Origin of the sequence: Aquisalimonas lutea (assembly GCF_030409225.1) — a bacterium.
GTDB lineage: Bacteria > Pseudomonadota > Gammaproteobacteria > Nitrococcales > Aquisalimonadaceae > Aquisalimonas > Aquisalimonas lutea.
Window position 1 is genome coordinate 21888 of record NZ_JAUFPK010000006.1, and the last position, 24052, is coordinate 45939.

Consider the following 24052-nt stretch of genomic DNA (forward strand, 5'->3'; position numbering starts at 1 on the left):
GCGGGATCGTCTCACCGCAGCTGCGACAGCGGATTGAGGGCGCGATGCCCTTGCTGCCATCACCACCTCGAGGAGGCCGTCGATTGGTACCTGTGCGTAGGTAGTGCGGATCGTTGCGACTTAGCTCGGCAGGGACCCCGAAGTTGCTGCAGACGGGGTTCTTGCAGTGGTTCACCTGGATCCCCCGAGGGGGAAGGGATGTGGGGATGCCTGTTGTCTCTGCCAAATTTTTGGCTGGCCATGTCTAGCGCCCCGATCTGTAACCCCCCGTTCAGTAGGGGGGTTTAGCCAGATCGGGGCGCATCGTCAACACTTTACCTGAACGCCTTGGCCTGCGCGCCGGGTTTTCTTTTGCCCAAAGGTACAGCTCATAGCGAAATAAACCAGTGCTGTACGCGAATGGACAATCATGAACTAACTCACGCTCAACACAGGAGGACCTATGAGCGATAACCACGAGAAGCTAACACTCGCGTTCTACAAGCGGATCTACGGCGAGCCGAAGGATCGCCTGGAGGTGGAGCCCGCGCCGCGCGTGGAAGCTGCAAAGCAGCGCGCAAGTGAAGCTCTGGCCGCACTGGAGATGGCGGAAGTTTGCATCATCGAGGATGCGCAGGCGAAGGCCTCGGCCAAGGAAACCCAGGCCACCCAAGCGGATGAGAGTAGCGAGAGTGCGGCCTCTGAAGCAGGTGAGACCCGGGGGACCCCCGAGGGTACCGAAGGGGACTCGGGTTCCACCGAGAGGCACACCCAACAGCAGAAGCGTAAACAGCCAGCGAAGCGAGGAACGAAGGGAGAAACCCAGGAAAATCAGCAAGATGAAGATGGCGCTCCCACGGGGACTTGAACCCCGGTTTCCGCCGTGAGAGGGCGGCGTCCTGGACCGCTAGACGATGGGAGCGCGGTTTTACCTGCCGGCGCGGGAATGTTCTTCAACCGCGCCACGGGAGTGGTATTATACGCGCTCATTCAGTTGGCTCAAGCTTGGACTCCGTGACGGAACAGGAACTCGACGATCTGCGCGCCCGCATCCGGGTGATCCCGCGAGAAGAACACCGGATCTCCCGCAAGGACATCAGCGACAACGCCCTCAAGGTCCTCTACCGGTTGAAGAATGCCGGCTTCGAGGCCTATCTGGTCGGCGGCGGCGTCCGTGACCTCTCCCTGGGGCGCGAGCCCAAGGATTTCGACGTGGTCACCGATGCGCGTCCCGAGGACGTCCGCGATCTCTTCCGCAACTGCCGGCTGATCGGGCGGCGTTTCCGGCTGGCCCACGTACACTTCGGCCGCGAGATCATCGAGGTGGCCACCTTCCGGGCCCTGCACGATCCGGAGTCCGTCGACGCCGAGGGCGACGTGGAGATGGAGGACGGGCGGATCCTCCGGGACAACGTCTACGGCTCCGTGGAGGAAGACGCCTTCCGGCGCGACTTCACCATCAACTCCCTGTACTACAACATCGCCGACTTCTCCGTGGTGGACTTCGCCAACGGCCTGGACGACCTCGACGAGGGCCGGGTCCGGCTCATCGGCGATCCGGCCACGCGCTACCGCGAGGATCCGGTACGCATGCTGCGCGCGGCGCGCTTCGCCGCCAAGCTCGGCTTCCGCATCGATGCCGACACCGGGGCGCCCATCCCGGAGATGGCGGGACTGCTGGACCACATCCCCCAGGCGCGCCTGTTCGACGAGATCATGAAGCTGTTCATGGCGGGCGTGGCCACCGAGACCTACGCCATCCTGCGCCGGTACGGGCTGTTCAGCCATCTGTTCCCGCAGGCGGACGAGGCCCTGGACGGCGACAAGGGCGAGGTCTGGGACGTGTTCATCCTGCGCGCCCTGGAGAACACCGACCGCCGGGTCAACGAGGGCAAGCCGGTGACGCCGGCGTTCCTGTTCGCGGCGCTGCTGTGGCCGAGCGTCTCGGAGCGGGCGGAGGAGTTCGCGCAGGATACCGAGGTCTCGCCGGCCCAGGCGCTGCAGGAGGCCATGGCCGAGGTGGTGGAGCGGCAGCTGGAGCGCGTCGCCATTCCCAAGCGCTTCAGCATTCCCATGCGCGAGATCATGCTGCTGCAGTCGCGGCTGGAACGCTTCCGGGGCAAGCGGGCGCGGCGGCTGCTGGGTCATCCCCGCTTCCGCGCGGCCTACGACTTCCTCCTGATCCGGGCGGCCGCCGGCGACGCGCCGCAGGAGCTGGCGGATACCTGGACCCGAATGCAGGACGCCGACGGCACCGGCGAGGCCGACGGTGCGGCGGCCGCCGAAGCGCCGCGGCGCCGCAAGCGCCGCCGGCGCCGGGGCAAATCCGGCCGCGCCAGCCCGGAAACGCCGGAGTAATGACCGACGAGGCCGTGACCGCCTGGATCGGGCTGGGCAGCAATCTGGACGATCCCAGGGCGCACGTGCAGCGGGCGCTGGAGCGCCTGGCCCGCCATCCGCAGCTGGAGAGCGCGGGACGCTCGGGGCTGTACCTGAGTCCGCCCATGGGGCCGCAGGATCAGCCGGAGTACGTCAACGCCGTCATGGGCGTGCGCACGACGCTGTCCCCGGACGCCCTGCTGGTGCTGCTGCAGGCGGAGGAGGCCGCCCACGAGCGTCGGCGCGGGCGGCGCTGGGGGCCGCGGACGCTGGATCTCGACCTGCTTCTCTACGGCGACCGCCGGATCCGCCAGCCGTCCCTGGTGGTGCCCCATCCGGGTATGCATGAGCGCAGCTTTGTGCTGTATCCTCTCGCCGAAGTAGCGCCCGACGCCCGGGTGCCCGGCAGGGGGGAGGTGCGGGCGCTGTTGGCGGCGTGCCCTGCCGACGGCCTGCGGCGCATCCAGGAGGACGGTACAGCGGTGGCAGTCAGCAATGAGTGAGCATGGCGAGCCCGGCTACATCGTGGTGGAAGGGCCCATCGGTGTCGGCAAGACCAGCCTGGCGCGGCGACTGGCCGAGACCTTCGACAGCAGGCTGCTACTGGAGGGCGCCGAGGACAACCCGTTCCTGGAGCGTTTCTACGAGAATCCCCGGGACGCGGCCTTCGCCACCCAGATGCACTTCCTCCTGCAGCGCGCCGAGCAGCTCCGGGGGCTGCGTCAGGCGGACCTGTTCGAGACCACCCGCATCGCCGATTTCCTGTTCGAGAAGGACCGGCTGTTCGCCCAGCTCACGCTGACCGCCGACGAGTTTGCGCTGTATCAGCGGGTGTACGACTACCTGGCGCCGGAGCTCCAGCCGCCGGATCTGGTGATCTACCTGCAGGCGCCGGTGAATGTCCTCCTGGAGCGCATCCGCCGGCGGGGCATCGCCCACGAGCAGCGCATCGACACCGATTACCTGCAGCGTCTCACGGACGCCTACGTGGAGTTTTTCCATCACTACGAGCGGGCGCCACTGCTCATTGTCAACGCCGCCGAGATTGACCTGGTCGGCAACGAAGCCGACTACGGCCAGCTGCTGGAGCGCATCCGCTCCATCCGCAGCGGCCGGCATTTCTTCAATCCGGCGCCCATCGCCTGACCACCCGCGGGCCCGGCCCGCAGGAGTGCACGGGAGTGCCTATGTACACCGGTGACAACCGCAAGCGGCCCGTTACAGTGGCCACCCTCGCCCGCATGAAGCAGGCCGGCGAGAAGATTGCGTGCATGACGGCCTATGACTATACCTTTGCCGCGGTGACGGACCGCGCCGGCATGGACGTGATCCTGGTCGGGGATTCCCTGGGCATGACCATGCAGGGACGGGAGACGACGCTGCCCGTGACCATGGAGGATCTCATCTATCACGCCCGCTGCGTGGCCGCGGCGCGGCCGACGGCGCTGCTGATGGTGGACATGCCTTTCATGAGCCACGCCACGGTGGACGATGCCCTGCGCAACGGCGCCCGCATGATGAAGGAAGGCAGCGCGCAGATCGTCAAGCTGGAGGGCGGCCGCGAGCAGGTCGAGGCGGTGCGCCGACTCAGCGGCGCCGGCGTGCCCGTGTGCGCGCATCTCGGGCTGCAGCCGCAATCCGTCCACAAGCTGGGCGGCTACCGCGTCCAGGGGCGCGACGCGGCGGACGCCGAAGCCATGATCGACGATGCCCGGGCGCTGGCTGACGCCGGCGCCGACATGATCCTGCTGGAGTGCGTGCCGTCCGCGGTGGGGGCGCGCATCACCCGGGAAGTGGGCGTGCCCGTCATCGGCATCGGCGCCGGACCGGACACGGACGGGCAGATCCTGGTGCTCCAGGACGTCCTGGGGATTACGCCGGGGCAGACGCCCAGCTTCTCGCGCAACTTCATGGCCGGTGCGGGCAGCATCCAGGACGCCCTGGCGGCGTACGTGACAGCCGTGCGCGAGGGCGCCTTCCCGCTTGCCGAGCACAGCTTCTGACGGAGGCCCCATGGAGACGGTCCACCGGATCGAGGCGGTTCGCGCCCGTGTGCGCGCCTGGCAGGCCGAGGGCAGGGTCGTCGGCTTCGTGCCCACCATGGGCAACCTCCACGAGGGCCACCTGCGGCTGGTGCGCCATGCCCGGCGCATCAGCGACCACGTGGTGGTCAGCGTGTTCGTCAATCCCACCCAGTTCGCCCCGGGGGAGGATTTCGACGCCTACCCGCGCACCCTGGACGCGGACAGCGAGCAGCTGCGGGCCGAGGGCGCCGAGGTCCTGTTCGCCCCGTCGGTGGCCGAGGTCTATCCCCGCGGCCTGGATCACCTGGTCACCGTCCACGTACCGGGGCTGTCGGATATCCTCTGCGGCGCGCACCGGCCCGGCCACTTCACGGGCGTGGCCACGGTGGTGTGCAAGCTGTTCAACATGGTGGGGCCGGACCGTGCCGTGTTCGGCCGCAAGGACTTCCAGCAGTTCCAGGTGATCCGCCGCATGGCGACGGACCTGAACCTGCCCGTGGAGATCGTGGGCTCGCCTACCGCACGGGAGGCCGACGGCCTGGCCATGAGCTCGCGCAACGCCTACCTGGAGGCCCACGAGCGCGGGATCGCGCCGGCGCTGTACCAGTGCCTGCACGGCATCGCCACCGCGCTGCGCGACGGCGAGCGGGATTTCCTGGAGCTGGAGGCCCAGGGCTGGCGCAGGCTTGGCGCCGCCGGCATGCGGCCGGACTACGTCAGTATCCGCCGGCGGTACGATCTGTCCGAGCCGGTGCCGGATCTGCCCGCCGATGACCTGATCGTCCTGGCCGCCGCCCACCTCGGGCGCGCGCGGCTCATCGACAACATCGAGGTGGCCGACCTGCTCGGGGAGTGAGTCGTCCTCTCCGGGGGCGGCCTTCGATCAGCCCGCCCGGGCTGCGATGGCCCGCACCAGCGGCTTCATGAAGTAGCTGGACTCCGGCGCCAGGTCGGCGGGACGGCCGCGTTGCGCCAGGGCGTCGGCGACCACCGGTCCCACGGCCGCGACCAGGGTGATCTCCAGGCCGTGAAGCAGGGCGTCCCCGCGACCCGCCCCCTCGGCTACCTCCCACAGGCGCTGGACCTGGGACTTGCTGGTGAAGGCGATGACGTCCAGCCGGCCCTGCTCCAGGGCCTCGACGAGCTCGATCACCGCCGGATCCTCCTGGTCGGAGAGATAGACGTAGGGCGCCACCGGGTCGGGCTCGGCTCCGGCGTCCCGGATGGCCTGCATGAGCTCCGGGTTGGGCTCTTCGCCGTAGAGCTGGACGCCAACCCGGTGTCCCTGCAGATCCATTGCGCCGAGGGTACGGATGACGCCCGCCGTGGTCGGGTCGTCCGACAGCCGGTCGGGCTTCAGTCCCAGGGTGCGCAGGGCCCGGCCGGGCTTGGGGCCGCGGGCGATGATGTGCGTTCGCGCCAGTGCCCGCGTGAACGCTTCGTCCACGCCCGCGCGCTCGGCGAACCCCAGCAGCCGCTTCAGCCCCTCGCCGGTGAGGAGCACGAGCTCGTCCGGCGGGCGCTCGCAGAACCGCTCCAGCCACCGGCGCACACCGGGTTCATCAGGGCTGTCGGCGATCCGCACCAGGGGACAGCGCCAGGCGCGGGCGCCGCGATCCTCCAGCATGGAGGCGAACAGGTCGAGCTCGCGGCTCTCGGGCACCGCGATGGTCAGGCCCTGGAGGTTGGCGGTGTCGGTGTCATTCACGGTGGCTCTCCTGTGCGGATTGTCCGTGGCGGGCCAGCGCCCAGTGCACGTGCTCGCGCACCAGCTCCGCCGGATGGTCGGCGCGTTCCTGCAGGGCCGCCACCACGTCGGGCTCCGTGGGCGCGTTGCCCAGGGCGACGGCGATATTGCGCAGCCAGCGCTGGTGGCCCAGGCGGCGGATGGCCGAGCCCTCGGTGCGCGCCAGGAAGGTGGCCTCGTCCCAGCGGAACAGGGAGACCAGGGCCGCGGTGTCCAGCCCGTGGCGGGGATGGAAGTCCGCCTCGTCGGTGGGTTGCGCGAACTTGTTCCAGGGGCAGACCATCTGGCAGTCGTCGCAGCCGAAGATGCGGTTGCCCATCAGCGGCCGCAGGTGTTCCGGGATGCTGCCCTGGTGCTCGATGGTCAGGTAGGACACGCACAGCCGTGCGTCCAGCTGGTACGGGGCCGTGATCGCGCCGGTGGGGCAGACGTCGATGCACGCCCGGCAGCTGCCGCAGTGATCGGTGCCCGGGGTATCCACGGGCAGCGGCAGGTCGGTGTAGATCTCGCCCAGGAAGAACCACGAGCCGGCGCGGTGGTTGAGCAGCAGGGTGTGCTTGCCGATCCAGCCCAGCCCGGCCTTCTCCGCCAGCGGCTTCTCCATTACCGGGGCGCTGTCGACGAACACGCGGTAGCCCTCGGAACCCGTCTCGGCCCGGATCCGCGACGCCAGGCGCTGGAGGCGCTTGCGCATGAGCTTGTGGTAGTCGCGGCCCAGGGCGTAGCGGGAGACGAAGGCGCGTCCGGGGTCGGCGAGGGTGTCGTCGGCGTCGTCGGCGTCCGGCGCCGGGTGGTAGTCCATGCGCACGCTGATCACGCGCCGTGTTCCGGGGACCAGCTCCCCGGGACGGGTGCGCTTGCGGCCGTGGCGGGCCATCCACTCCATGTCGCCGTGGCGCCCCTCGGCCAGCCACTCGTCCAGGCGCGCCTCGGTGACGTCCAGGGCGGTGTCGGCGATGCCCACCTGCTGGAAGCCCAGCTCCTGCCCCCAGGTGCGGATCCGCCCGGCCAGTGCTGCCAGGTCCGGCGCGCTCCCGGATTGCGCGGCTGCCTCGTTCATGCCGGTATTGTACCGCCCCGTGGCCGGGCGGCGACACAACGGTTGCCCCCGGTGCCCAGGCGGCGGACGGGAAAGGTATACTGCGCCCATGGACGCATTGCCCGAGGAACTCTACCGGCCGGAGCAGGTTGCGGCGCTGGACCGGCGCGCCATCGATACCTGCGGGGTGCCCGGGGCGCTGCTCATGGAGCGCGCCGGGGTTGCCGCCTACCGGACGCTGCGCGAGCGCTGGCCCGGCTGCCGCGCCCTCTGCGTGCTGTGCGGCGGGGGCAACAACGGCGGTGACGGCTACGTGATCGCCGCGCTGGCACGCCGGGACGGCCTGGACGTGGAGGTGCTGTACCTCAGTGATCCGGAGCGGCTGCAGGGCGATGCGGCCGCCATGGCGGCGCGCTACCGGGCGACGGGCGGGCCATGGCGCGCCTTCGAGGGGGAGTTGCCGGCGCAGGCGGAGGTCATCGTGGACGCCATGCTCGGCACCGGCCTGCAGCGGCCGGTGGAAGGCCGCTACCGCGACGCCGTCGACTGCGTGAACGCCAGCGGCCTGCCGGTGCTGGCGGCGGATATCCCCTCCGGCCTGCACGGGGCGACCGGCGCCGTGCTCGGCGTCGCCGTCCGGGCGGACCTGACGGCGACGTTCATCGGCCTCAAGGCGGGGCTGTTCACGGGGCAGGGGCCGGCGTACGCGGGAACAGTCCAGTTTGCCGGCCTGGATGTCCCGCCGGAAACCTACGACGGGGCCGCGCCCTGCGCCCGCCGGGTGGACTACGCCGGGCTGCGCCACTGGTTCCCGCCGCGGGCCCGGGACGCCCACAAGGGGCGGTTCGGCCACGTGCTCGTCGTCGGCGGCGACCACGGCACCGGCGGGGCGGTGCTCATGGCGGCCCGGGCCGCCGCCCGCAGCGGCGCCGGCCTGGTCAGCGTGGTGACCCGCGGCGCGCATGTCGCGGGCTGCCTGGCGGCCTGCCCGGAGCTCATGGTGCACGAGCCCGATGACCTGGAGAGCCTGCTCGAGCGGGTGGATGTGGTGATCGCCGGGCCCGGGCTGGGCATGCACGCCTGGGGCCGGGACCTGCTGGCGCGGGTGCGCGCATTCGAAGGCCCGGCGGTCCTGGACGCGGATGCGCTCAATCAGCTGGCGGAGACCCCCGAGCATGACGACCGCCGGGTGCTCACCCCGCATCCCGGCGAGGCGGCCCGGCTCCTGGGCTGGACCACGGCGGCCGTCCAGGGCGACCGGCTTCGGGCCGCGGAGGCGTTGTGCCAGGGCTTCGGCGGGGTCGCCGTGCTCAAGGGGGCGGGGACGGTGATCCAGGCGCCCGGGGGCCTGCCATCGGTGTGCACGGACGGCAATCCCGGCATGGCTTCGGGGGGCATGGGCGACGTGCTCTCCGGGCTGGTGGGCGGCTTCCTGGCCCAGGGCATGTCCCCCCGGGACGCGGCCGTGGCCGGCGTGTGCGTACACGCCGCCGCCGCCGACCGCGCTGCGGCCGCGGGGGAGCGCGGCATGCTGGCGACGGATCTGCTCGATCCCGTGCGTGCGCTGGTCAACCCGCGATGACGGTGATGAAGGACTCGCCTGACGGCGGCAGCCGCCGGACTGCGTTGCCGGATGCGGCCGCCACGGAGGCCCTCGGGGCGGCGCTGTGGCGCAGCTGGCCGGGGGGGCAGTGCGTGGTCCTGCTGGACGGCGACCTGGGCGCGGGCAAGACCACGCTGGTTCGCGGTCTGCTGCGCGCCGCCGGGCATGACGGCGCCGTCCGCAGCCCCACCTACACGCTCATGGAACCCTACGAGCTGACGGCGGGACGGGTGGTGCACCTGGATCTGTACCGCCTCGCCGATGCCGAGGAGCTCGAGTACCTGGGGCTGCGGGACGAGCTCGGGCCGGGGACGCTGATCCTGGTGGAGTGGCCGGAACGCGGCCGCGGCGTGCTGCCCGCCGGAGACCTGCACATTGCGCTGGCCGATGCGAACCACGGACGCGAGGCGACCCTGACGGCGTTGACTCCGGTGGCGGCGGTCATGGCGCACCCGATGGGTATTTCTCCCTCTGATCAGTAACCTGTGGTCTATCCTTGATGTGACGCTTGCAATGTCGGCGGCAACCGGGGTACTGTCGGCCTACGAAGAACACCGACAGGCCCGCGCCCATGAAGCGCTTCCTTCTTGCATGTGTCCTGCTTTGTCTGCCGGCCCTGGTGCTGGCGGATCAGGTGCGCGTGGATAACGTGCGGACCTCCGCCAGCGCCGAGCGCACCCGGGTGGTGTTCGATCTCACCGGCCCGGTGGAGCACCGGATCTTCACCCTGGAAGGCCCCCCACGGGTGGTCATCGACTTCTCCGGGGCGCGGCTGCAGGCCTCGCCCGAGCTCGCCGGCACGGGGGTCATCCGGCGCATGCGCAGCGCGGTGCGCGACAACGACGATCTCCGCGTGGTCCTGGACGTTCAGCGGCAAGTCCAGACCCAGTCGTTCCTGATGGAGCCCACAGGGGACTACGGCCACCGCCTCGTGGTGGACCTGGAATCGGGGGGCGGCGACGCCCCCGTGCGCACCGCCAGCGAGCACCGCCGGCAGGACTTCATCGTGGCCATCGACGCCGGCCATGGCGGGCGCGATCCCGGCGCCATCGGGCCGTCCGGGGTCATGGAGAAGACCATCGTGCTGCAGGTGGCGCGGCGGCTGGAGCGCATACTGGAGGACATGCCGGGCGTGCGGCCGCTCATGATCCGCTCCTCGGATGCCTATGTGCCGCTGGCGGAGCGCCGGGAGACCGCGCGTGGCAACGGTGCCGACCTGTTCCTGTCGCTCCATGCCGACGCCGTCGAGAGCGGCGGCCCGCGCGGATCCTCGGTGTATGTACTGTCGCGTACCGGGGCGTCGTCGCGGGCCGCGAGCATGCTGGCCCAGCGCGAGAACAGCGCCGATCTGCTGGGCGATGTCTCCCTCGCGGACAAGGATGACCTGACCCGATCCGTGCTGGTGGACCTTTCCCGCGGGGCGACGCTGGAGGCCAGCGTGGAGCTGGCGGCGGACGTCCTCGACGGCCTGGACGCCGTGGGCCACGTGCACAAGCCCAGTGTCGAGCGGGCCGGCTTCGTGGTGCTCAAGTCCCTGGACATGCCATCGGTGCTGGTGGAGCTGGCGTTCATCTCCAACGCCCGGGAGGAGCGGCTCCTGCAGCAGGCCGAGTACCAGGAGAAACTGGCCCGCGCCGTCGCCAACGGCGTGGAGCGCTACGTCGAGCGCTATCGTCCCACGGCGGGTCGGATGGCGTCCGGCGGCGAGTACGAGGTCCAGCGCGGCGATACGCTCAGCGGCATTGCCCGCAGCCACCAGGTGAGCGTCTCGGAGCTTCGCTCCGCCAACGACCTCAGCAGCGATCGCATCACCGTGGGCTCCACCCTGCGGATTCCGGACTGAGGGCCGTCAGGGGAACCGCCGACCGATTCCAACGAACTCGGGTTACAGGACACTAGCTACCTGCGCCATAATACGTGCTGTCATCACCAGCAGCGCGGTACCGGCCGATGCCCCCGTTCCGACCGATCCAGCCCCTCCCGGAGCAGCTCATCAACCAGATCGCCGCCGGCGAGGTGGTCGAGCGCCCGGCATCGGTGGTCAAGGAGCTGCTGGAGAACAGCCTGGACGCCGGCGCGGACCGCGTCGACGTGGACGTGGAAGCCGGCGGCAAGCGCCTGATCCGCGTTCGCGACAACGGCCAGGGCATCCCCCGCGACGAGCTGGCTCTCGCCCTGAGCCGGCATGCCACCAGCAAGATCGGCACCCTGGAGGAGCTGGATCGTGTCGCCAGCCTGGGGTTCCGGGGGGAGGCGCTGCCCAGCATCGCGTCGGTGTCCCGGCTAACCCTGGATTCACGGGCGCGGGAGGCCGAGCTCGCCTGGCGCATGATGGCCCCGGACGGTGCCGTCGAGGAGCCGACGCCGGTGGCGCACCCGGAAGGGACGACCGTGGAGGTGCGGGACCTGTTCTACAACACGCCCGGCCGGCGCAAGTTCCTGCGCGCCGATCGCACGGAGTTCGGGCACGTCCAGGAGCTGGTGCGGCGCATGGCCCTGGCGCGCTTCGACGTCGGCCTGCGGGTGCGCCACAACGAGCGCACCACGCTGCAGGTGGCGCCGGCCGCGGAGCCGGATGCCCGCGAGGAGCGCCTGGCGCGCGTGCTGGGCAGCGCCTTCGTGGAGCAGGCGCTGCGCGTGGACATGGAGGCGGCCGGCCTGGCGCTTCGGGGCTGGGTGGGCCTGCCGACGTTCTCGCGCTCCACGGGGGATCTCCAGTACCTGTTCGTCAACGGCCGCAGCGTGCGCGACCGCACAGCGGCGCACGCCATCCGGCGGGCCTATCAGGACGTCCTGTTCAAGGACCGCTACCCGGCCTACGTCCTGTACCTGGACGTGGAGCCCGGGCAGGTGGACGTCAACGTGCATCCGGCCAAGCAGGAGGTCCGTTTCCGGGACGGCCGGCTGATCCACGATTTCCTGGCGCGCAGCCTCCGAGAGGCCCTCGCCTCCGTTCGCCCCGCGCAGGCCGACGCGGGGCCGGCCGCGGCCGTGCCGGCGGAGGCCATCCGGCAGGAGACGGCGCCGGCCTCCGGTCCACGGTCGTCGCCGGAAGGGGGGCAGTCCGGCTTCGGGTTCGGCGTGGCGGAGGCGCGCGCCCTGTATGCCGAGCCGGATGGCGCGGACGCGGCCGGCGGGGCGGCAGCCGCGCCCGCGGAACCGTCCCGGGCCGCGGAGGCGGAGGCGGCGACGGCCTTGCCGGGGGAGGGGGCCGGGGATGTGCCGCCGCTGGGTTACGCCCTGGCCCAGATCCACGGCGTGTTCATTCTGGCGGAGGCTGCGGACGGCGTTGTCCTGGTGGACATGCACGCTGCCCATGAGCGCATCGTCTACGAGCGCATGAAGCAGGCCCTGGCGGAGCAGGGGGTGGCGTCCCAGGCCCTGCTGGTGCCGGTGAGCGTGCCGGTGGCGCCCGCCGAGGCCGAGCTCGCCGAGCGCCGGGCCGATGTCTTCCGGGCGCTCGGCTTCGAGGTCGACCGGGGCGGCCCGGAGACCGTTGTCGTGCGGCAGGTCCCGTCGCTGCTCCAGCGCGCCGACGTTGCCCGCCTGGTCACCGATGTCCTCGCGGAGCTGCGCCGGCACGGCGACGGGGCCGGCCTGCAGGAGCAGCTGCACCGGGTGCTGGGGACCATGGCCTGCCACGGCTCGGTGCGCGCCAACCGCCGGCTGGGGACAGCGGAAATGAACGCGCTGCTGCGGGACATGGAGCGCACGCCCAACAGCGGGCAGTGCAACCATGGCCGGCCCACCTGGACGCGGCTCGGGATGGTGGACCTGGATCGCCTGTTCCTGCGCGGACAGTGACCATGTCCGAGCACCCCGTACCCTGCATCATGGGGCCGACGGCCTCCGGCAAGACCGGTGTCGCGGTGGCGCTGGCGCAGCGCTTCCCCGTGCGGATCATCAGCGTGGACTCCGCCCAGGTCTACCGCGGCATGGACATCGGCACCGCCAAGCCCGACGCGGCAACCCTCGCGGTGGCGCCCCACCGTCTCCTGGACATCCGCGATCCCGCGGACAGCTATTCCGCCGCCGACTTCTGCGCCGACGTGCGCCGGGAGATCGACGCGGCCCGCGCCGCCGGCGAATGGCCGCTGCTGGTCGGCGGCAGCATGCTGTATTTCCGCGCCCTGGCGTACGGTCTCGCCGATCTGCCGTCCGCCGATGCCGCCGTGCGCCGGGAGATCGAGGCCGAGGCCGCGGAGCACGGCTGGCCGGCCCTGCACCGGCGGCTGGCGGCCGTCGACCCGGCCAGCGCCGGGCGCATCCATCCCAACGACGCCCAGCGCATCCAGCGCGCCCTGGAAGTGCGGCGGCTCACCGGGGAGACCATGACGGCGCGGCTGCACCGACGGGACCGGCAGCCCCCGGGGCCGGCCCTGGCGAAATGGGTGCTGGTTCCGCGCGAGCGCAGCCGGCTGCACCGGCGCATCGAGGAGCGTTTCGAGGCGATGCTGGCCGCGGGCTTCGTCGGCGAGGTGGAAGCCCTCCGCGCCCGCGGCGATCTCGATGTGAACCTTCCCTCCATGCGCGCTGTCGGTTATCGGCAGGTCTGGCAGTATCTCGACGGCGAGGGCGACCTGGCGACACTCCGGCAGCGGGGTGTCATCGCCACCCGGCAGTTCGCCAAGCGGCAGCTGACCTGGCTCCGTCGGGAGGCCGACGCCGCCTGGCTGGATCCGGATGCGGACGATGCCGTGGAGGCCGTGGCGCGATGGCTCGCGGCCCCGGGGCCGTAGGGTCTTCCGCATGCCTTCGGGGCGGAGTCCGGCGGGGCGGCTATGCTAGACTGGCAGCGGGTACTGCTTGAACGCATGGCGTGCGTGCGGGCCTGCGATAAGAACAAGCTCAACCGGAATTGAAAGGGGTCGAACAATGTCCAAGGGACAGTCGCTGCAGGAACCATTTCTCAATGCACTGCGCAAGGAACGGATTCCTGTCTCCATTTACCTGGTCAACGGGATCAAGCTGCAAGGGCAGATCGAATCCTTCGACCAGTTCGTGATCCTGCTGCGCAACACCGTGAATCAGATGGTCTACAAGCACGCCGTTTCAACGATCGTGCCTGCCCGCAACGTCAAGCTGGCGCCGGCGGAGCAGGAGCGGGGTGGTCAGGATATTGGCAACGAGTGAGCTGACCGGGCCGGCCGCGTCGGCACTGAACCTGTTCGATCGACCCGAGGGTGGTGAGCGCGCCCTGCTGGTGCACCTGGACACCGAGGGGCGGGGCGTCGCCGACGCCCTGGAGGAGCTCCGGTCCCTGGCGGAGTCCGCCGGCGCCGAGGTGGTGGACACGTTCGTCAGCCGCCGCAAGGCGCCTGACCCGCGCTACTACATCGGCAGCGGCAAGGTCGACGAGCTCGCCGCCCTGGTCGCCTCCGGACAGGCGGATCTGGTGCTGCTGAATCATGTCCTGTCGCCGAGCCAGGAACGCAACCTGGAGCAGGCCCTGCGCTGCCGCGTCCTGGATCGCACCGGCCTGATCCTGGATATCTTCGCCCAGCGGGCACGGACCCACGAGGGCAAGCTCCAGGTGGAGCTGGCGCAGCTGCGGCACATGGCCACCCGCCTGGTACGCGGCTGGTCGCACCTGGAGCGCCAGAAGGGCGGGATCGGCCAGCGCGGGCCGGGCGAGACCCAGCTGGAGATGGACCGGCGCATGCTGGGCGTGCGCATCAAGCAGCTGGAGAAGCGCATCGCCCGCGTCCGGCAGCAGCGCGAGCAGGGTCGCCAGGCGCGGCGCAAGCAGGAAGTGCCGACGGTGTCGCTGGTGGGCTATACCAACGCCGGCAAGTCGACGCTGTTCAACCAGCTCACCCAGGCGGGCGTCTACGCCGACGACCGGCTGTTCGCCACCCTGGATACCACCCTGCGCCGGGTGCTGCTGGCCACCGGCGAGCCCTTCGTGCTGGCAGATACCGTCGGGTTCATCCGTGAGCTGCCCCATCAGCTGGTGGCGGCATTCCGCTCCACGCTGGAGGAGGCCACCGAATCCCAGCTGCTGGTGCACGTCATCGATGCCGGCGACGACAACCGTGACGCCAGCATCGGGCAGGTGGAGTCGGTGCTCGACGCCATCGGCGCCGGGGACATTCCGCGCATCCGCGTGTACAACAAGATCGACCGCACGGCGCGCGAGCCGGGCGTCTCGGTGGACCCGGAGTCCGGCATCACCGATGTCCGGGTGTCGGCCGCCGACGGACGCGGCATGGACCTGCTGCTCGCCGCCATCGCCGACAATGTCGCCGCCGAGCGGGTCCGGGGCCGGGTCAGCCTGCGGCCGGAGCAGGGCCGGCTGCGTTCCCGGTTCTTCGACCTGGGCGAGGTCATCGGCGAGGACTGGACGGAATCCGGCGAGCTGGTACTGGAGATCGACATCCGCCGGCGCGATCTCGATCATCTCTACGAGAAAGAGGGCCTGACGGCGCCCCTGCAGTCGCTGCCGCAGTGACTTGTTGCGGGGCAGCGTCCCGGGTCATTACAATCCACGTTTTGTCTGCGGCCCGCGCGCATCCAAATCATCCACCATGCGGAGAAGGGTATGTCCTGGAACGAACCCGGTCGTGGCAATCGGGACCCGTGGGGCGGCTCGGGAAATCAGGGGCCACCGGACCTGGACGAGGTCATCCGGAAGGTCAAAGGGAAGTTCAGCGGGTTGTTCGGCGGCAAGGGGTCTTCCGGCGGCAACGGCCAGGGGGGTGATTCCGGCGGCGGTTCGTCCGGGGTCAGTTTCAAGGCCGTGGGCGCGATTGTCGGCATCGCCGTGGTGATCTGGCTGGCTTCCGGCATCTACATCGTGGACGAGGGCTGGCGCGGCGTGGAGAAGCGCTTCGGCGCCTATCACCGCACCACCATGCCCGGTCCGCACTGGCGGCCGCCGGTGCCCATCGGCTCGGTGCAGCAGGTCAACGTCGAGACCATCCGGGTCTCCGAGATCGGCTACCAGAGCGGCAGCGGCGGCACGTCCCGCCGGCAGGTGCCGGAAGAGGCGCTCATGCTCACCCAGGACGAGAACATCGTCGACGTGCAGCTGGCGGTGCAGTATCGGGTGGATGATCCGGCGGCGTACGCGTTCAACTTCCGCCAGCCCGACCAGACCCTGAAGGACATGGCCGAGAGCGCCCTGCGCGAGACCGTGGGCAAGCGGCGCATGGATTTCGTCCTCACCGAAGGGCGAACCGAGGTCGCCCGCCGCACCCGCGAGCTCGTCAGCCAGGCCATGGAGGACTACGGCACCGGCCTGACGGTGGTCAGCGTCGACATGCAGGACGTCCAGCCGCCGGACGAGGTCCAGGGGGCGTTCGAGGACGCCATCATGGCGCGCGAGGACGAGCAGCGGAAGATCAACCAGGCCAACGCCTATCGCAACGAGGTGATCCCCCGGGCACAGGGCGAGGCCGCGCGCATCCGCGAGGAGGCGGAGGGCTACCGGCAGCAGGTCATCGCCGAGGCCGAGGGCGAGAGCGCCCGGTTCCAGGCGTTGCTGCGCGAGTACAGCCAGGCGCCCGGGGTCACCCGGACGCGGCTGTACCTGGATGCCGTCTCCGATATCTATTCCCGGAGCCGCAAGATTCTCATGACCGGGGACTCCGCCGATTCGTTGCTGTACCTTCCCCTGAATCGCATGAGCAGCGGCTCGGGGGGCCAGGGCGGATCCGCCCAGGCGCTGGATCGGGACGTGCTCGACCGGCGCGTGAGCTCCGGTGACGGGCAACAGAACAGCAGTGGACGCAGCAGGGGTGATCTGCGGTCCCGGGAGACGCGCTGATGCAATCGCTCAAGACTGTCGCCGGAATCGTCATCGCCGCAGCGCTGGTGCTCGGCTATTTCTCCGTGTTCACCGTGGACGAGACGGAGGAGGCCCTGAAGTTCCGCCTGGGCGAGATCCAGCGGGCCGATTACGAGCCGGGGCTGCATTTCAAGATGCCGTTCGTGAACAACGTGCGCACCTTCGACGCCCGGGTCCAGACCCTGGACTCCGACCCGGAACGCTATCTCACCGGCGAGCTCAAGAACGTCATCGTCGACGCCTTCGTGAAGTGGCGTATCGAGGACGTGCGCGAGTACTACACCACCGTGGGCGGCGACCCGATGCGGGCCAACTCCCGCCTCAACGAGAACATCAAGGACAGCCTGCGCAGCGAGTTCGGGCGGCGCACCATCCAGGAGGTGGTCTCCGGCGAGCGGGGCCAGATCATGCAGATCCTCAGCGAGCAGGCCAACAACTACGCCGCCGGGCTCGGGATCGAGGTGCTGGACGTCCGTATCAAGCGGGTGGATCTGCCGGAGAACGTCAGTGAATCGGTATTCCAGCGCATGGTCGCCGAGCGCGAGCGGGTGGCCCGGGACATCCGCGCCAGCGGCGACGAGGCCGCCGAGCGCATCCGTGCCGACGCCGATCGCCAGCGCACGGTGATCCTGGCCGAAGCGCGGCGCGACGCCGAGGAGCTGCGCGGCGAGGGCGAGGCCGAAGCGACGCAGATCTTCGCCCGGGCCGCCCAGCAGGACCGCGAGTTCTTCGATTTCTGGCGGAGCCTGCGGGCCTACGACGAGGCGTTCCGGAGCCAGGACGACGTTCTCGTGCTGACCCCGGAGAGCCAGTTCTTCCGGTACCTGGAGAACCCGAACGCCGGCGAGAACTGAGGCCGCGCTCACGGTCGCGGGACGGCACCGGGCGGTTGCCTGCTGACCTCACGGCGGGTCGGTCAACCGCCCGGCTTTTTTTGGAGGCTGCATGGCGGGCTTCGATCTGCTGATCACGGCGGTTGCCCTGGTTCTGATCCTGGAGGGTATCCTGCCGTTCCTGAGCCCGGCGATGCTGCGGCGGTATCTCGCCCAGGTCCAGGCGATGGACGACCGGAGCCTGCGCCTGGGCGGGCTGGCGGCCATGCTGAGCGGCCTGGGTCTGCTGTATCTGTTCGGGCCGTGACGGGAGCGACAGCGCCATGAAGGAAGCGGAATTCGCCAGCGCCAATCGATGGCTCCTGCCGGACGCGGTGGACGAGGTCCTGCCGCCGCGGGCGGCGGCCCTGGAGTCCCTGCGCCGGCAGGTGCTCGACAGCTGCGAGCGCTGGGGCTACGAGCTGGTCGTGCCCCCGGTGATCGAGTACCTGGATTCGCTGCTCATCGGCACGGGGCCGGATCTGGACCTGCAGACGTTCAAGCTGACCGATCAGCTCTCGGGCCGGCTCATGGGCGTGCGCGCCGACATGACGCCCCAGGCCGCCCGGATCGATGCGCACCAGCTGCAGTACGCCGGCCCGGCACGCCTGTGCTACCTGGGCACCGTTCTCAATACGCGGCCGGAAGGGCCCGGCCGGAGCCGTAATCCGCTCCAGCTCGGCGCCGAGCTGTTCGGCCACGCCGGCGTGGAGAGCGACGTGGAAATCATCGCCCTGATGATGGACGTGCTGCGCATCGCCGGGCTGCCGTCGCCCCACCTGGATATCGGCCACGTCGGGATCTTCCGGGCCCTGGCCCGCGACGCCGGGCTGGATGCCGATACCGAGAGCCGGCTGTTCGACTGCCTGCAGCGCAAGGCCGCCGGCGAGATCGGCGAGTTGCTCCAGGCCGTGCCCGCGGGGCCGGCGCGCGACCGGCTCGCGGCGCTGGCGGACCTGAACGGCAGCGTCGACGTGCTCAACCAGGCCGGGGAGCAGCTGGCGGGTGCCGGCGAGGAAGTGCAGACGGCGCTGCGCCACCTCTGGGCGCTGGCCACCGCCGTGGAGCGCCACGTGCCCGACGTGACCCTGCATTTCGACCTGGCGGAGCTGCGCGGCTATCGCTTTCACACCGGAGTGGTCTTCGCCGCCTTCGTCCCGGGTCACGGCCAGGAGGTCGCCCGCGGCGGCCGCTACGACCGCATCGGCGAGGTGTTCGGCCGCTCGCGGCCGGCCACCGGGTTCAGCGCGGATCTCAAGACCCTGGCCGCCCTGGGCGAGACCGGCGGCGAGCGCGAGCGCCGCGGCATTCTCGCGCCCTGGGGCGATGCCTCGGACCTGGTCACCGCAATCCGCGAGCTGCGGGCCAACGGTGAGCGGGTGGTCGTCCAGCTGCCCGGCCAGCCGGTGCACCCGGACGAGCTGGGCTGTGACCGGCAGCTGGTGGAGAAGGACGGGGCCTGGCAAGTGGCGCCGCTTTAGCTCTGCTCGGCGCCGCTGCGGCGCGCAGAAGCACGCGGGAATGATTCAGCGTTTCCCTAGAGGAGTTGGAACGGAGAGCATGGCGAACAATGTGGTTGTAATCGGAACCCAATGGGGCGATGAAGGCAAGGGCAAGGTGGTCGACCTGCTCACCGAGCACGCGTCCGCGGTGGTGCGTTTCCAGGGCGGCCACAACGCCGGCCACACCCTGGTGATCGACGGCGACAAGACCGTCCTGCACCTGATCCCCTCCGGCGTCCTGCGGCCCGGCGTGCACTGCCTCATCGGCAACGGCGTGGTCGTGGATCCGGAGGCGTTGTTCCGGGAGATCCACGAGCTGGAGAGCCGGGGTGTGCCGGCGCGCGAGCGGCTGCGGGTCAGCCCGGCGTGCCCGGTGATCCTGCCGTCCCATGCCGAGCTCGACAAGGCCCGGGAGAAGGCCCGCGGCAAGGATGCCATCGGCACCACGGGCCGCGGCATCGGCCCGGCCTACGAGGACAAGGTGGCGCGGCGCGGCATCCGGGTGGCGGACCTGCTGCGGCCGGACGTGCTGGCGCCGAAGCTGCGGGATCTGCTGGCGTTCCACAACTTCGTGCTGGAGCAGTACTTCGGCGAGCCGCCCCAGTCGTTCGACGCCGTCTACGAGCAGTGCCTGGCGCACGGCGAGGCCATGCAGCCCCTGGTGGAGGACGTGATCAGCATTCTCCACGCCCACAAGCGGGCCGGGAACCGCATCATGTTCGAGGGCGCCCAGGGTGCGCTGCTGGATATCGACCACGGCACCTATCCCTATGTCACCTCGTCCAATACCACCTCCGGCGGCGCGGCATGCGGCACCGGGGTCGGCCCCCGGGACATCGACTACGTGCTGGGCATCACCAAGGCGTATACCACCCGGGTGGGCGCCGGGCCGTTCCCCACGGAGCTGGACTGCGAGACCGGGCGCCATCTGGCGGAGCAGGGCAACGAGTTCGGAGCGACCACCGGGCGGCCGCGGCGCTGCGGCTGGTTCGACGCCGCGGCACTGCGGCGGTCCGCGCAGGTGAACAGCATCTCGGGCCTGTGCCTGACCAAGCTGGACGTGCTGGACGGCCTCGAGACGGTGCGCATCTGCGTGGGCTACCAGTGCGGCGGCCAGTGGCACGACGTGCCGCCGCTGGGGGCGGAGGCCATGGCCGAGTGCCAGCCGGAGTACGTGGAGCTGCCGGGCTGGCCGGGCTCCACGGCCGGGCTCACGTCACTGGACGAGCTTCCCGTCAACGCCCGCCGCTACCTGGACAAGCTGGAGGAGCTGGTGGGCGTGCCGGTGGATATCATCTCCACCGGGCCGGATCGCAACGAGACCATCATGCTCCGGCATCCGTTCGACGCGGGAGTGGTGTAGCGCTCCCGCAGGTTCTGCAGCGAAGGGCAGTGCAACAAAAAAGGCGACCCGTTCTGGTCGCCCTTTTTTCATGCCTGGTGCCCAGGAGAGGACTTGAACCTCCACGGGGTCTCCCCCACTAGCACCTGAAGCTAGCGCGTCTACCAATTCCGCCACCTGGGCCTGATTGTGCGGGGCCAGCGCCCCGGATCAGGGCGCGTACTTTACCGAGGCCCCCGGGGGCTGTCAACGACCGCGGACGCCCCTGCGATTGCATGTGCGGGGTGAAAGCGTATCCTCGTGCGCATCCCTGCGGCGCGGCGATTCCCGCGCCTCCGGAAACGTTCGTCAACGGGAGATACCCAGAGCCTATGGCAAAAAGGAAACAACAGCGCGACGCGGCGGCCGACCCCTATCGTGAGCGCGAGCAGAGCAAGTACGACAATCCGGTCCCGAGCCGCGAGTTCCTCATGGAGGTGATCGCCGACCAGGCGCGGCCGCTGACCCGGGATCAGCTGGCGCGCACCCTGGAGCTGGAGGATCCCGACGCCCTTGAGGGGCTGCGCCGGCGCCTCATCGCCATGGAGCGCGACGGCCAGGTCATCCGCAACCGGCGCGGCGGCTATGTGCTGGTGGACAACGAGGAGCTGCTGCGCGGCCGCGTCGTCGGCCACCAGGACGGCTACGGCCAGCTCGCCCCGGATGTCGGCGGCCAGCGCATCTACATCTCGCCCCGGGACATGCGCATGGTCCTGCACGGCGACCGGGCGGTGGTGCGGGTCACCGGCGTCAACCACGAGGGCGAGCCCGCCGGCCTGCTGGTGGAGGTGATCGAGCGCGCCAACAAGACGGTGGTGGGGCGCTACTTCGAGGAAAGCGGCATCGGCTTCGTGGTGCCGAGCAACCGCCGCATCCACCAGGACGTCATCGTGCCCGCCGGCGAGCAGCACAATGCCAGCAACGGCGAGCTGGTGGTGGCGCAGATCAACCAGCAGCCCACCATGCGCCGCCAGCCCATCGGCGAGGTGATCCAGGTGCTGGGCGAGCACATCCAGCCGGGCACCGAGATCGAGACCGCGCAGCTGATCTACGGCATCCCGGTGGAATGGCCCGATGCCGTGATGAAGGAGCTCGAGCGCATCCCCGACCAGGTGCCGGAGGCCGACAAGCAGGGCCGCAAGGACCTGCGCAAGATGCCGCTGGTGACCATCGACGGCGCCGACGCCAGGGACTTCGACGATGCCGTCTACGCCGAGCCCAAGCCGTCCGGCTGGCGCCTGGTGGTGGCCATCGCCGACGTCTCCCACTACGTGCGCCCGGGCACCGCCCTGGATCGCGAGGCCCGCCGGCGCGGCAACTCGGTGTACTTCCCGCGCAATGTCGTGCCCATGCTGCCGGAGAAGCTCTCCAACGGGCTGTGCTCGCTGAACCCCGAGGTGGACCGGCTGTGCATGGTCTGCGACATGCTGGTCACCGGCGGCGGCGAGATCCGCCGCTCCAGCTTCTACCGGGCCGTGATGCGCTCCCACGCGCGGATGCTCTACGACGAGGTCGCGGGCATCCTGGTGGACGGCGACCGCGACCTGCGCGCCCGCTACGAGACGCTGGTGCCGCAGCTGGAGAATCTCCACGGTGTCTACCAGTCCCTGCGCAAGGCGAGGAACCGCCGCGGTGCCATCGACTTCGAGACCACCGAGACGCAGATCCTGTTCGATGACGACGGCCTGATCCGGAGCATCGAGCCCGTGGAGCGCAACGACGCCCACCGGCTGATCGAGGAGTGCATGCTGGCGGCGAATCAGGCCACGGCGCGCTACCTCCAGAAGCAGAAGCTGCCGGCGTTGTTCCGCAACCACGAGGGCCCGGACGAGGACCGCCTGGACAACCTCAACCGCTTCCTGGCCGAGACCGGGCTGCGCCTGGGCGGCGGCGACGACCCGCAGCCGGGCGATTTCGCCAAGCTCCTGCGCAGCGTCCAGAATCGCCCGGACCGGCACCTCATCCAGACGGTGATGCTGCGCTCGCTCAAGCAGGCGGTCTATCACCCGGTGAACTCGGGGCACTTCGGCCTGGCCATGAACGAGTACGCCCACTTCACGTCCCCCATCCGGCGCTATCCGGACCTGCTGGTGCACCGGGGCATCGGCCACGTGCTCGACGGCGGCAAGGGCAGCAACTTCCCCATCGGCCAGGACGAGCTGCTCAGCCTCGGCGAGCACTTCTCCATGACCGAGCGGCGCGCCGACGAGGCCACCCGGGACGCGGAGGCCATCCTCAAGTGCCAGTACATCCGCGACAAGGTGGGCGAGGAGTACAACGGCACGGTCACGGGGGTCACCGGCTTCGGCCTGTTCGTGGAGCTGGACGACCTCTATGTGGACGGCCTGGTGCACGTCACCCAGCTGGAGAACGATTTCTTCCGCTTCGACCCCATCGGCCACCACCTCACCGGGGAGCGCACCGGCAAGGTCTACCGCCTCACCGACCGGGTGCGCGTGCGCATTGCACGCGTGGACCCGGACGAGCGCAAGGTGGATCTGGCCATGCTGGGCTCGCTGGATGCCAACGGCGAGCTGGAGGCGCCGCTGGACGGCGATGCCGGCAAGCAGGGCAAGGGCGGGCGCAAGCGCCCGGGCAAGGGCGGCGCGGACAAGCAGCGCAAGGGCCGGCGGTCCCGCAAGGAGAAAGCCTGATCCGTGGCCGCCGGGGAGCTGATCCACGGTCTCCACGCGGTGCGCGCTGCCCTGCGCTACGATCCCGCCGGCGTGGTCGAGGCCTGGATGGAGCGCAGCCGGCGGGATCAGCGCATGCAGCGCCTGCGCGAGGAGCTGGAGCGCTGCGGCGCGCGTATCCAGCAGGTCTCGCGCCGCGAGCTCGACCGGCTCACTGACGGCGCCGCCCACCAGGGCGTCGTGATCCGGTTCCGCGGCGCCGCACCGCAGGGCGACGAAGCCCTGGAAGGGCACCTGGACGGGCTGGCCGGGGCGCCGTTGCTGCTGATCCTCGACCAGGTGCAGGACCCGCACAACCTCGGGGCCTGCCTGCGTACGGCGGACGCCGCCGGCGTCGACGCCGTGGTCGCGCCGCGGGACCGCGCGGTGGGCCTGACGGCGACGGTGCACAAGGTGGCCTCGGGGGCGACGGCGAGCGTACCGTTCTTCCAGGTGACCAACCTGGCGCGCACCCTGGAGGCGCTGAAGCAGCGGGGCATCTGGCTGGTGGGCGCCGCCGGAGAGGCGGAATCGCCGCCCTGGGCCCTGGACCTGGACGGTCCGCTGGCCGTTGTCATGGGCGCCGAGGGCACCGGGTTGCGGCGGCTCACCCGCGAGGCCTGCGACTTCCTGGCGCGGATACCCATGGCCGGCCAGGTGGAGAGCCTGAACGTCTCCGTTGCCACCGGCGTGCTGCTCTACGAGGCCGTCCGGCAGCGGCAGGCGGCCGGAACAGCTCAGCAGGCTCCGGAGTAGGGGGCGCTGGAGGGCGGGTGTCCGCGCCGAGTGCGGTGTGGCCTCGGGGTTCTTGTCTGGGCGACTACTGGAGCCCCGGAGCGCAGGCCGTCCGGCCCCGAAGGGGTGGCGGCAGGGATGCCGCCACCGGCTGTCAGCACAGGGATGTGCTGTCAGCCGGCCAGGCCGGAGCGGAGGAATCAGGCGGAAGTCCGGAGCCCAGACAAGAACCCCGAGGCCACACCGCACTCGGCCCCGGATGCTTCCGTCTGCTTGATAGCCGTGTCGACACCTGCACTGTGCAAGTGCCTCGCTTTGTCGGTCCGGTCG

General features: G+C 70.3%; 22 protein-coding genes and 2 tRNA genes. 20 read left to right on the forward strand and 4 right to left on the reverse strand.

The genetic code is table 11. The annotated features are described in order from the left end of the window. The first annotated feature begins 442 nt into the window (after positions 1–442). Positions 443–847, forward strand: a complete 405-nt coding sequence (locus QWY84_RS16870) for a hypothetical protein (protein WP_290204083.1) — start codon at positions 443–445, stop codon at positions 845–847. On the opposite strand, the gene QWY84_RS16875 is transcribed toward QWY84_RS16870, so the two are convergent. Continuing rightward, positions 826–901: transfer RNA gene (locus QWY84_RS16875), tRNA-Glu, on the reverse strand. The genes QWY84_RS16870 and QWY84_RS16875 overlap by 22 nt on opposite strands. Positions 902–993: 92 nt before the next feature. Between QWY84_RS16875 and pcnB the strand changes: the two genes are divergently transcribed. From pcnB to panC, 5 genes are read left to right on the forward strand one after another with little or no spacing between them, the layout of a single operon-like run. After that, positions 994–2337 (forward strand): polynucleotide adenylyltransferase PcnB, encoded by a 1344-nt coding sequence (gene pcnB, locus QWY84_RS16880; RefSeq protein WP_290204084.1) that lies wholly within the window; start codon positions 994–996, stop codon positions 2335–2337. Then, positions 2337–2861, forward strand: a complete 525-nt coding sequence (folK, locus tag QWY84_RS16885; protein WP_290204085.1) for a 2-amino-4-hydroxy-6-hydroxymethyldihydropteridine diphosphokinase — start codon at positions 2337–2339, stop codon at positions 2859–2861. Before pcnB ends, folK begins: the two co-directional genes overlap by 1 nt. Continuing rightward, positions 2854–3504, forward strand: coding sequence for a deoxynucleoside kinase (locus QWY84_RS16890; protein ID WP_290204086.1), 651 nt, complete (start codon positions 2854–2856; stop codon positions 3502–3504). The genes folK and QWY84_RS16890 overlap by 8 nt, the downstream gene beginning before the upstream one ends. A 41-nt stretch (positions 3505–3545) precedes the next feature. Then, complete coding sequence (gene panB / locus QWY84_RS16895) at positions 3546–4361, forward strand: 3-methyl-2-oxobutanoate hydroxymethyltransferase (protein WP_290204087.1); 816 nt, start codon at positions 3546–3548, stop codon at positions 4359–4361. Between the two features lie 10 nt (positions 4362–4371). After that, on the forward strand, positions 4372–5238 hold the full coding sequence (panC, locus tag QWY84_RS16900; protein WP_290204088.1) for a pantoate--beta-alanine ligase: 867 nt from the start codon (positions 4372–4374) through the stop codon (positions 5236–5238). A 27-nt stretch (positions 5239–5265) separates the two neighbouring features. Here panC and QWY84_RS16905 read toward each other — a convergent pair whose 3' ends face one another. Together QWY84_RS16905 and queG are read right to left on the reverse strand one after the other, a co-directional pair. Further along, a complete protein-coding gene (locus QWY84_RS16905; RefSeq protein ID WP_435373001.1) occupies positions 5266–6090 on the reverse strand; it encodes a uroporphyrinogen-III synthase in 825 nt (274 codons plus the stop codon). Further along, positions 6083–7189: a tRNA epoxyqueuosine(34) reductase QueG gene (gene queG / locus QWY84_RS16910; RefSeq protein WP_290204089.1), complete on the reverse strand. Its 1107-nt coding sequence runs from the start codon at positions 7187–7189 to the stop codon at positions 6083–6085. Before queG ends, QWY84_RS16905 begins: the two co-directional genes overlap by 8 nt. Before the next feature lie 88 nt (positions 7190–7277). On the opposite strand from queG, the gene QWY84_RS16915 reads away from it, so the two are divergent. The 12 genes from QWY84_RS16915 (at position 7278) to QWY84_RS16970 (ending at position 20297) form a co-directional block, all read left to right on the forward strand. Further along, on the forward strand, positions 7278–8750 hold the full coding sequence (locus tag QWY84_RS16915; protein WP_290204090.1) for an NAD(P)H-hydrate dehydratase: 1473 nt from the start codon (positions 7278–7280) through the stop codon (positions 8748–8750). A gap of 5 nt (positions 8751–8755) precedes the next feature. Continuing rightward, positions 8756–9253: a tRNA (adenosine(37)-N6)-threonylcarbamoyltransferase complex ATPase subunit type 1 TsaE gene (tsaE, locus tag QWY84_RS16920; RefSeq protein ID WP_290204091.1), complete on the forward strand. Its 498-nt coding sequence runs from the start codon at positions 8756–8758 to the stop codon at positions 9251–9253. Between the two features lie 89 nt (positions 9254–9342). Then, positions 9343–10614, forward strand: a complete 1272-nt coding sequence (locus QWY84_RS16925) for an N-acetylmuramoyl-L-alanine amidase (protein ID WP_290204092.1) — start codon at positions 9343–9345, stop codon at positions 10612–10614. Positions 10615–10721: 107 nt separating this feature from the next. Next, complete coding sequence (gene mutL, locus QWY84_RS16930; protein ID WP_290204093.1) at positions 10722–12575, forward strand: DNA mismatch repair endonuclease MutL; 1854 nt, start codon at positions 10722–10724, stop codon at positions 12573–12575. Positions 12576–12577: 2 nt separating this feature from the next. Further along, positions 12578–13510: a tRNA (adenosine(37)-N6)-dimethylallyltransferase MiaA gene (gene miaA, locus QWY84_RS16935; protein ID WP_290204094.1), complete on the forward strand. Its 933-nt coding sequence runs from the start codon at positions 12578–12580 to the stop codon at positions 13508–13510. Positions 13511–13646: 136 nt separating this feature from the next. Then, positions 13647–13904, forward strand: coding sequence for an RNA chaperone Hfq (hfq, locus tag QWY84_RS16940; protein WP_290204095.1), 258 nt, complete (start codon positions 13647–13649; stop codon positions 13902–13904). After that, entirely contained in the window at positions 13891–15222 is a 1332-nt protein-coding gene (gene hflX, locus QWY84_RS16945; protein WP_290204096.1) for a ribosome rescue GTPase HflX, read from the forward strand. The genes hfq and hflX overlap by 14 nt, the downstream gene beginning before the upstream one ends. Positions 15223–15312: 90 nt before the next feature. Then, complete coding sequence (gene hflK, locus QWY84_RS16950; RefSeq protein WP_290204097.1) at positions 15313–16539, forward strand: FtsH protease activity modulator HflK; 1227 nt, start codon at positions 15313–15315, stop codon at positions 16537–16539. Further along, positions 16539–17414: a protease modulator HflC gene (hflC, locus tag QWY84_RS16955; RefSeq protein WP_290204098.1), complete on the forward strand. Its 876-nt coding sequence runs from the start codon at positions 16539–16541 to the stop codon at positions 17412–17414. The genes hflK and hflC overlap by 1 nt, the downstream gene beginning before the upstream one ends. Before the next feature lie 91 nt (positions 17415–17505). Continuing rightward, complete coding sequence (locus QWY84_RS16960) at positions 17506–17700, forward strand: DUF2065 domain-containing protein (RefSeq protein ID WP_290204099.1); 195 nt, start codon at positions 17506–17508, stop codon at positions 17698–17700. Positions 17701–17716: 16 nt separating this feature from the next. Continuing rightward, the gene (locus QWY84_RS16965; protein ID WP_290204100.1) at positions 17717–18913 is read left to right on the forward strand and encodes an ATP phosphoribosyltransferase regulatory subunit; all 1197 of its coding nucleotides are present in this window, start codon (positions 17717–17719) and stop codon (positions 18911–18913) included. A 79-nt stretch (positions 18914–18992) separates the two neighbouring features. Next, complete coding sequence (locus QWY84_RS16970) at positions 18993–20297, forward strand: adenylosuccinate synthase (RefSeq protein ID WP_290204101.1); 1305 nt, start codon at positions 18993–18995, stop codon at positions 20295–20297. A gap of 75 nt (positions 20298–20372) precedes the next feature. Here QWY84_RS16970 and QWY84_RS16975 read toward each other — a convergent pair. Then, positions 20373–20459: transfer RNA gene (locus tag QWY84_RS16975), tRNA-Leu, on the reverse strand. Between the two features lie 188 nt (positions 20460–20647). On the opposite strand from QWY84_RS16975, the gene rnr reads away from it, so the two are divergent. Both rnr and rlmB read left to right on the forward strand, forming a co-directional pair. After that, positions 20648–22969, forward strand: coding sequence for a ribonuclease R (gene rnr / locus QWY84_RS16980; protein WP_290204102.1), 2322 nt, complete (start codon positions 20648–20650; stop codon positions 22967–22969). A 3-nt stretch (positions 22970–22972) separates the two neighbouring features. After that, positions 22973–23743: a 23S rRNA (guanosine(2251)-2'-O)-methyltransferase RlmB gene (gene rlmB, locus QWY84_RS16985; RefSeq protein ID WP_290204103.1), complete on the forward strand. Its 771-nt coding sequence runs from the start codon at positions 22973–22975 to the stop codon at positions 23741–23743. Positions 23744–24052 lie beyond the last annotated feature (309 nt).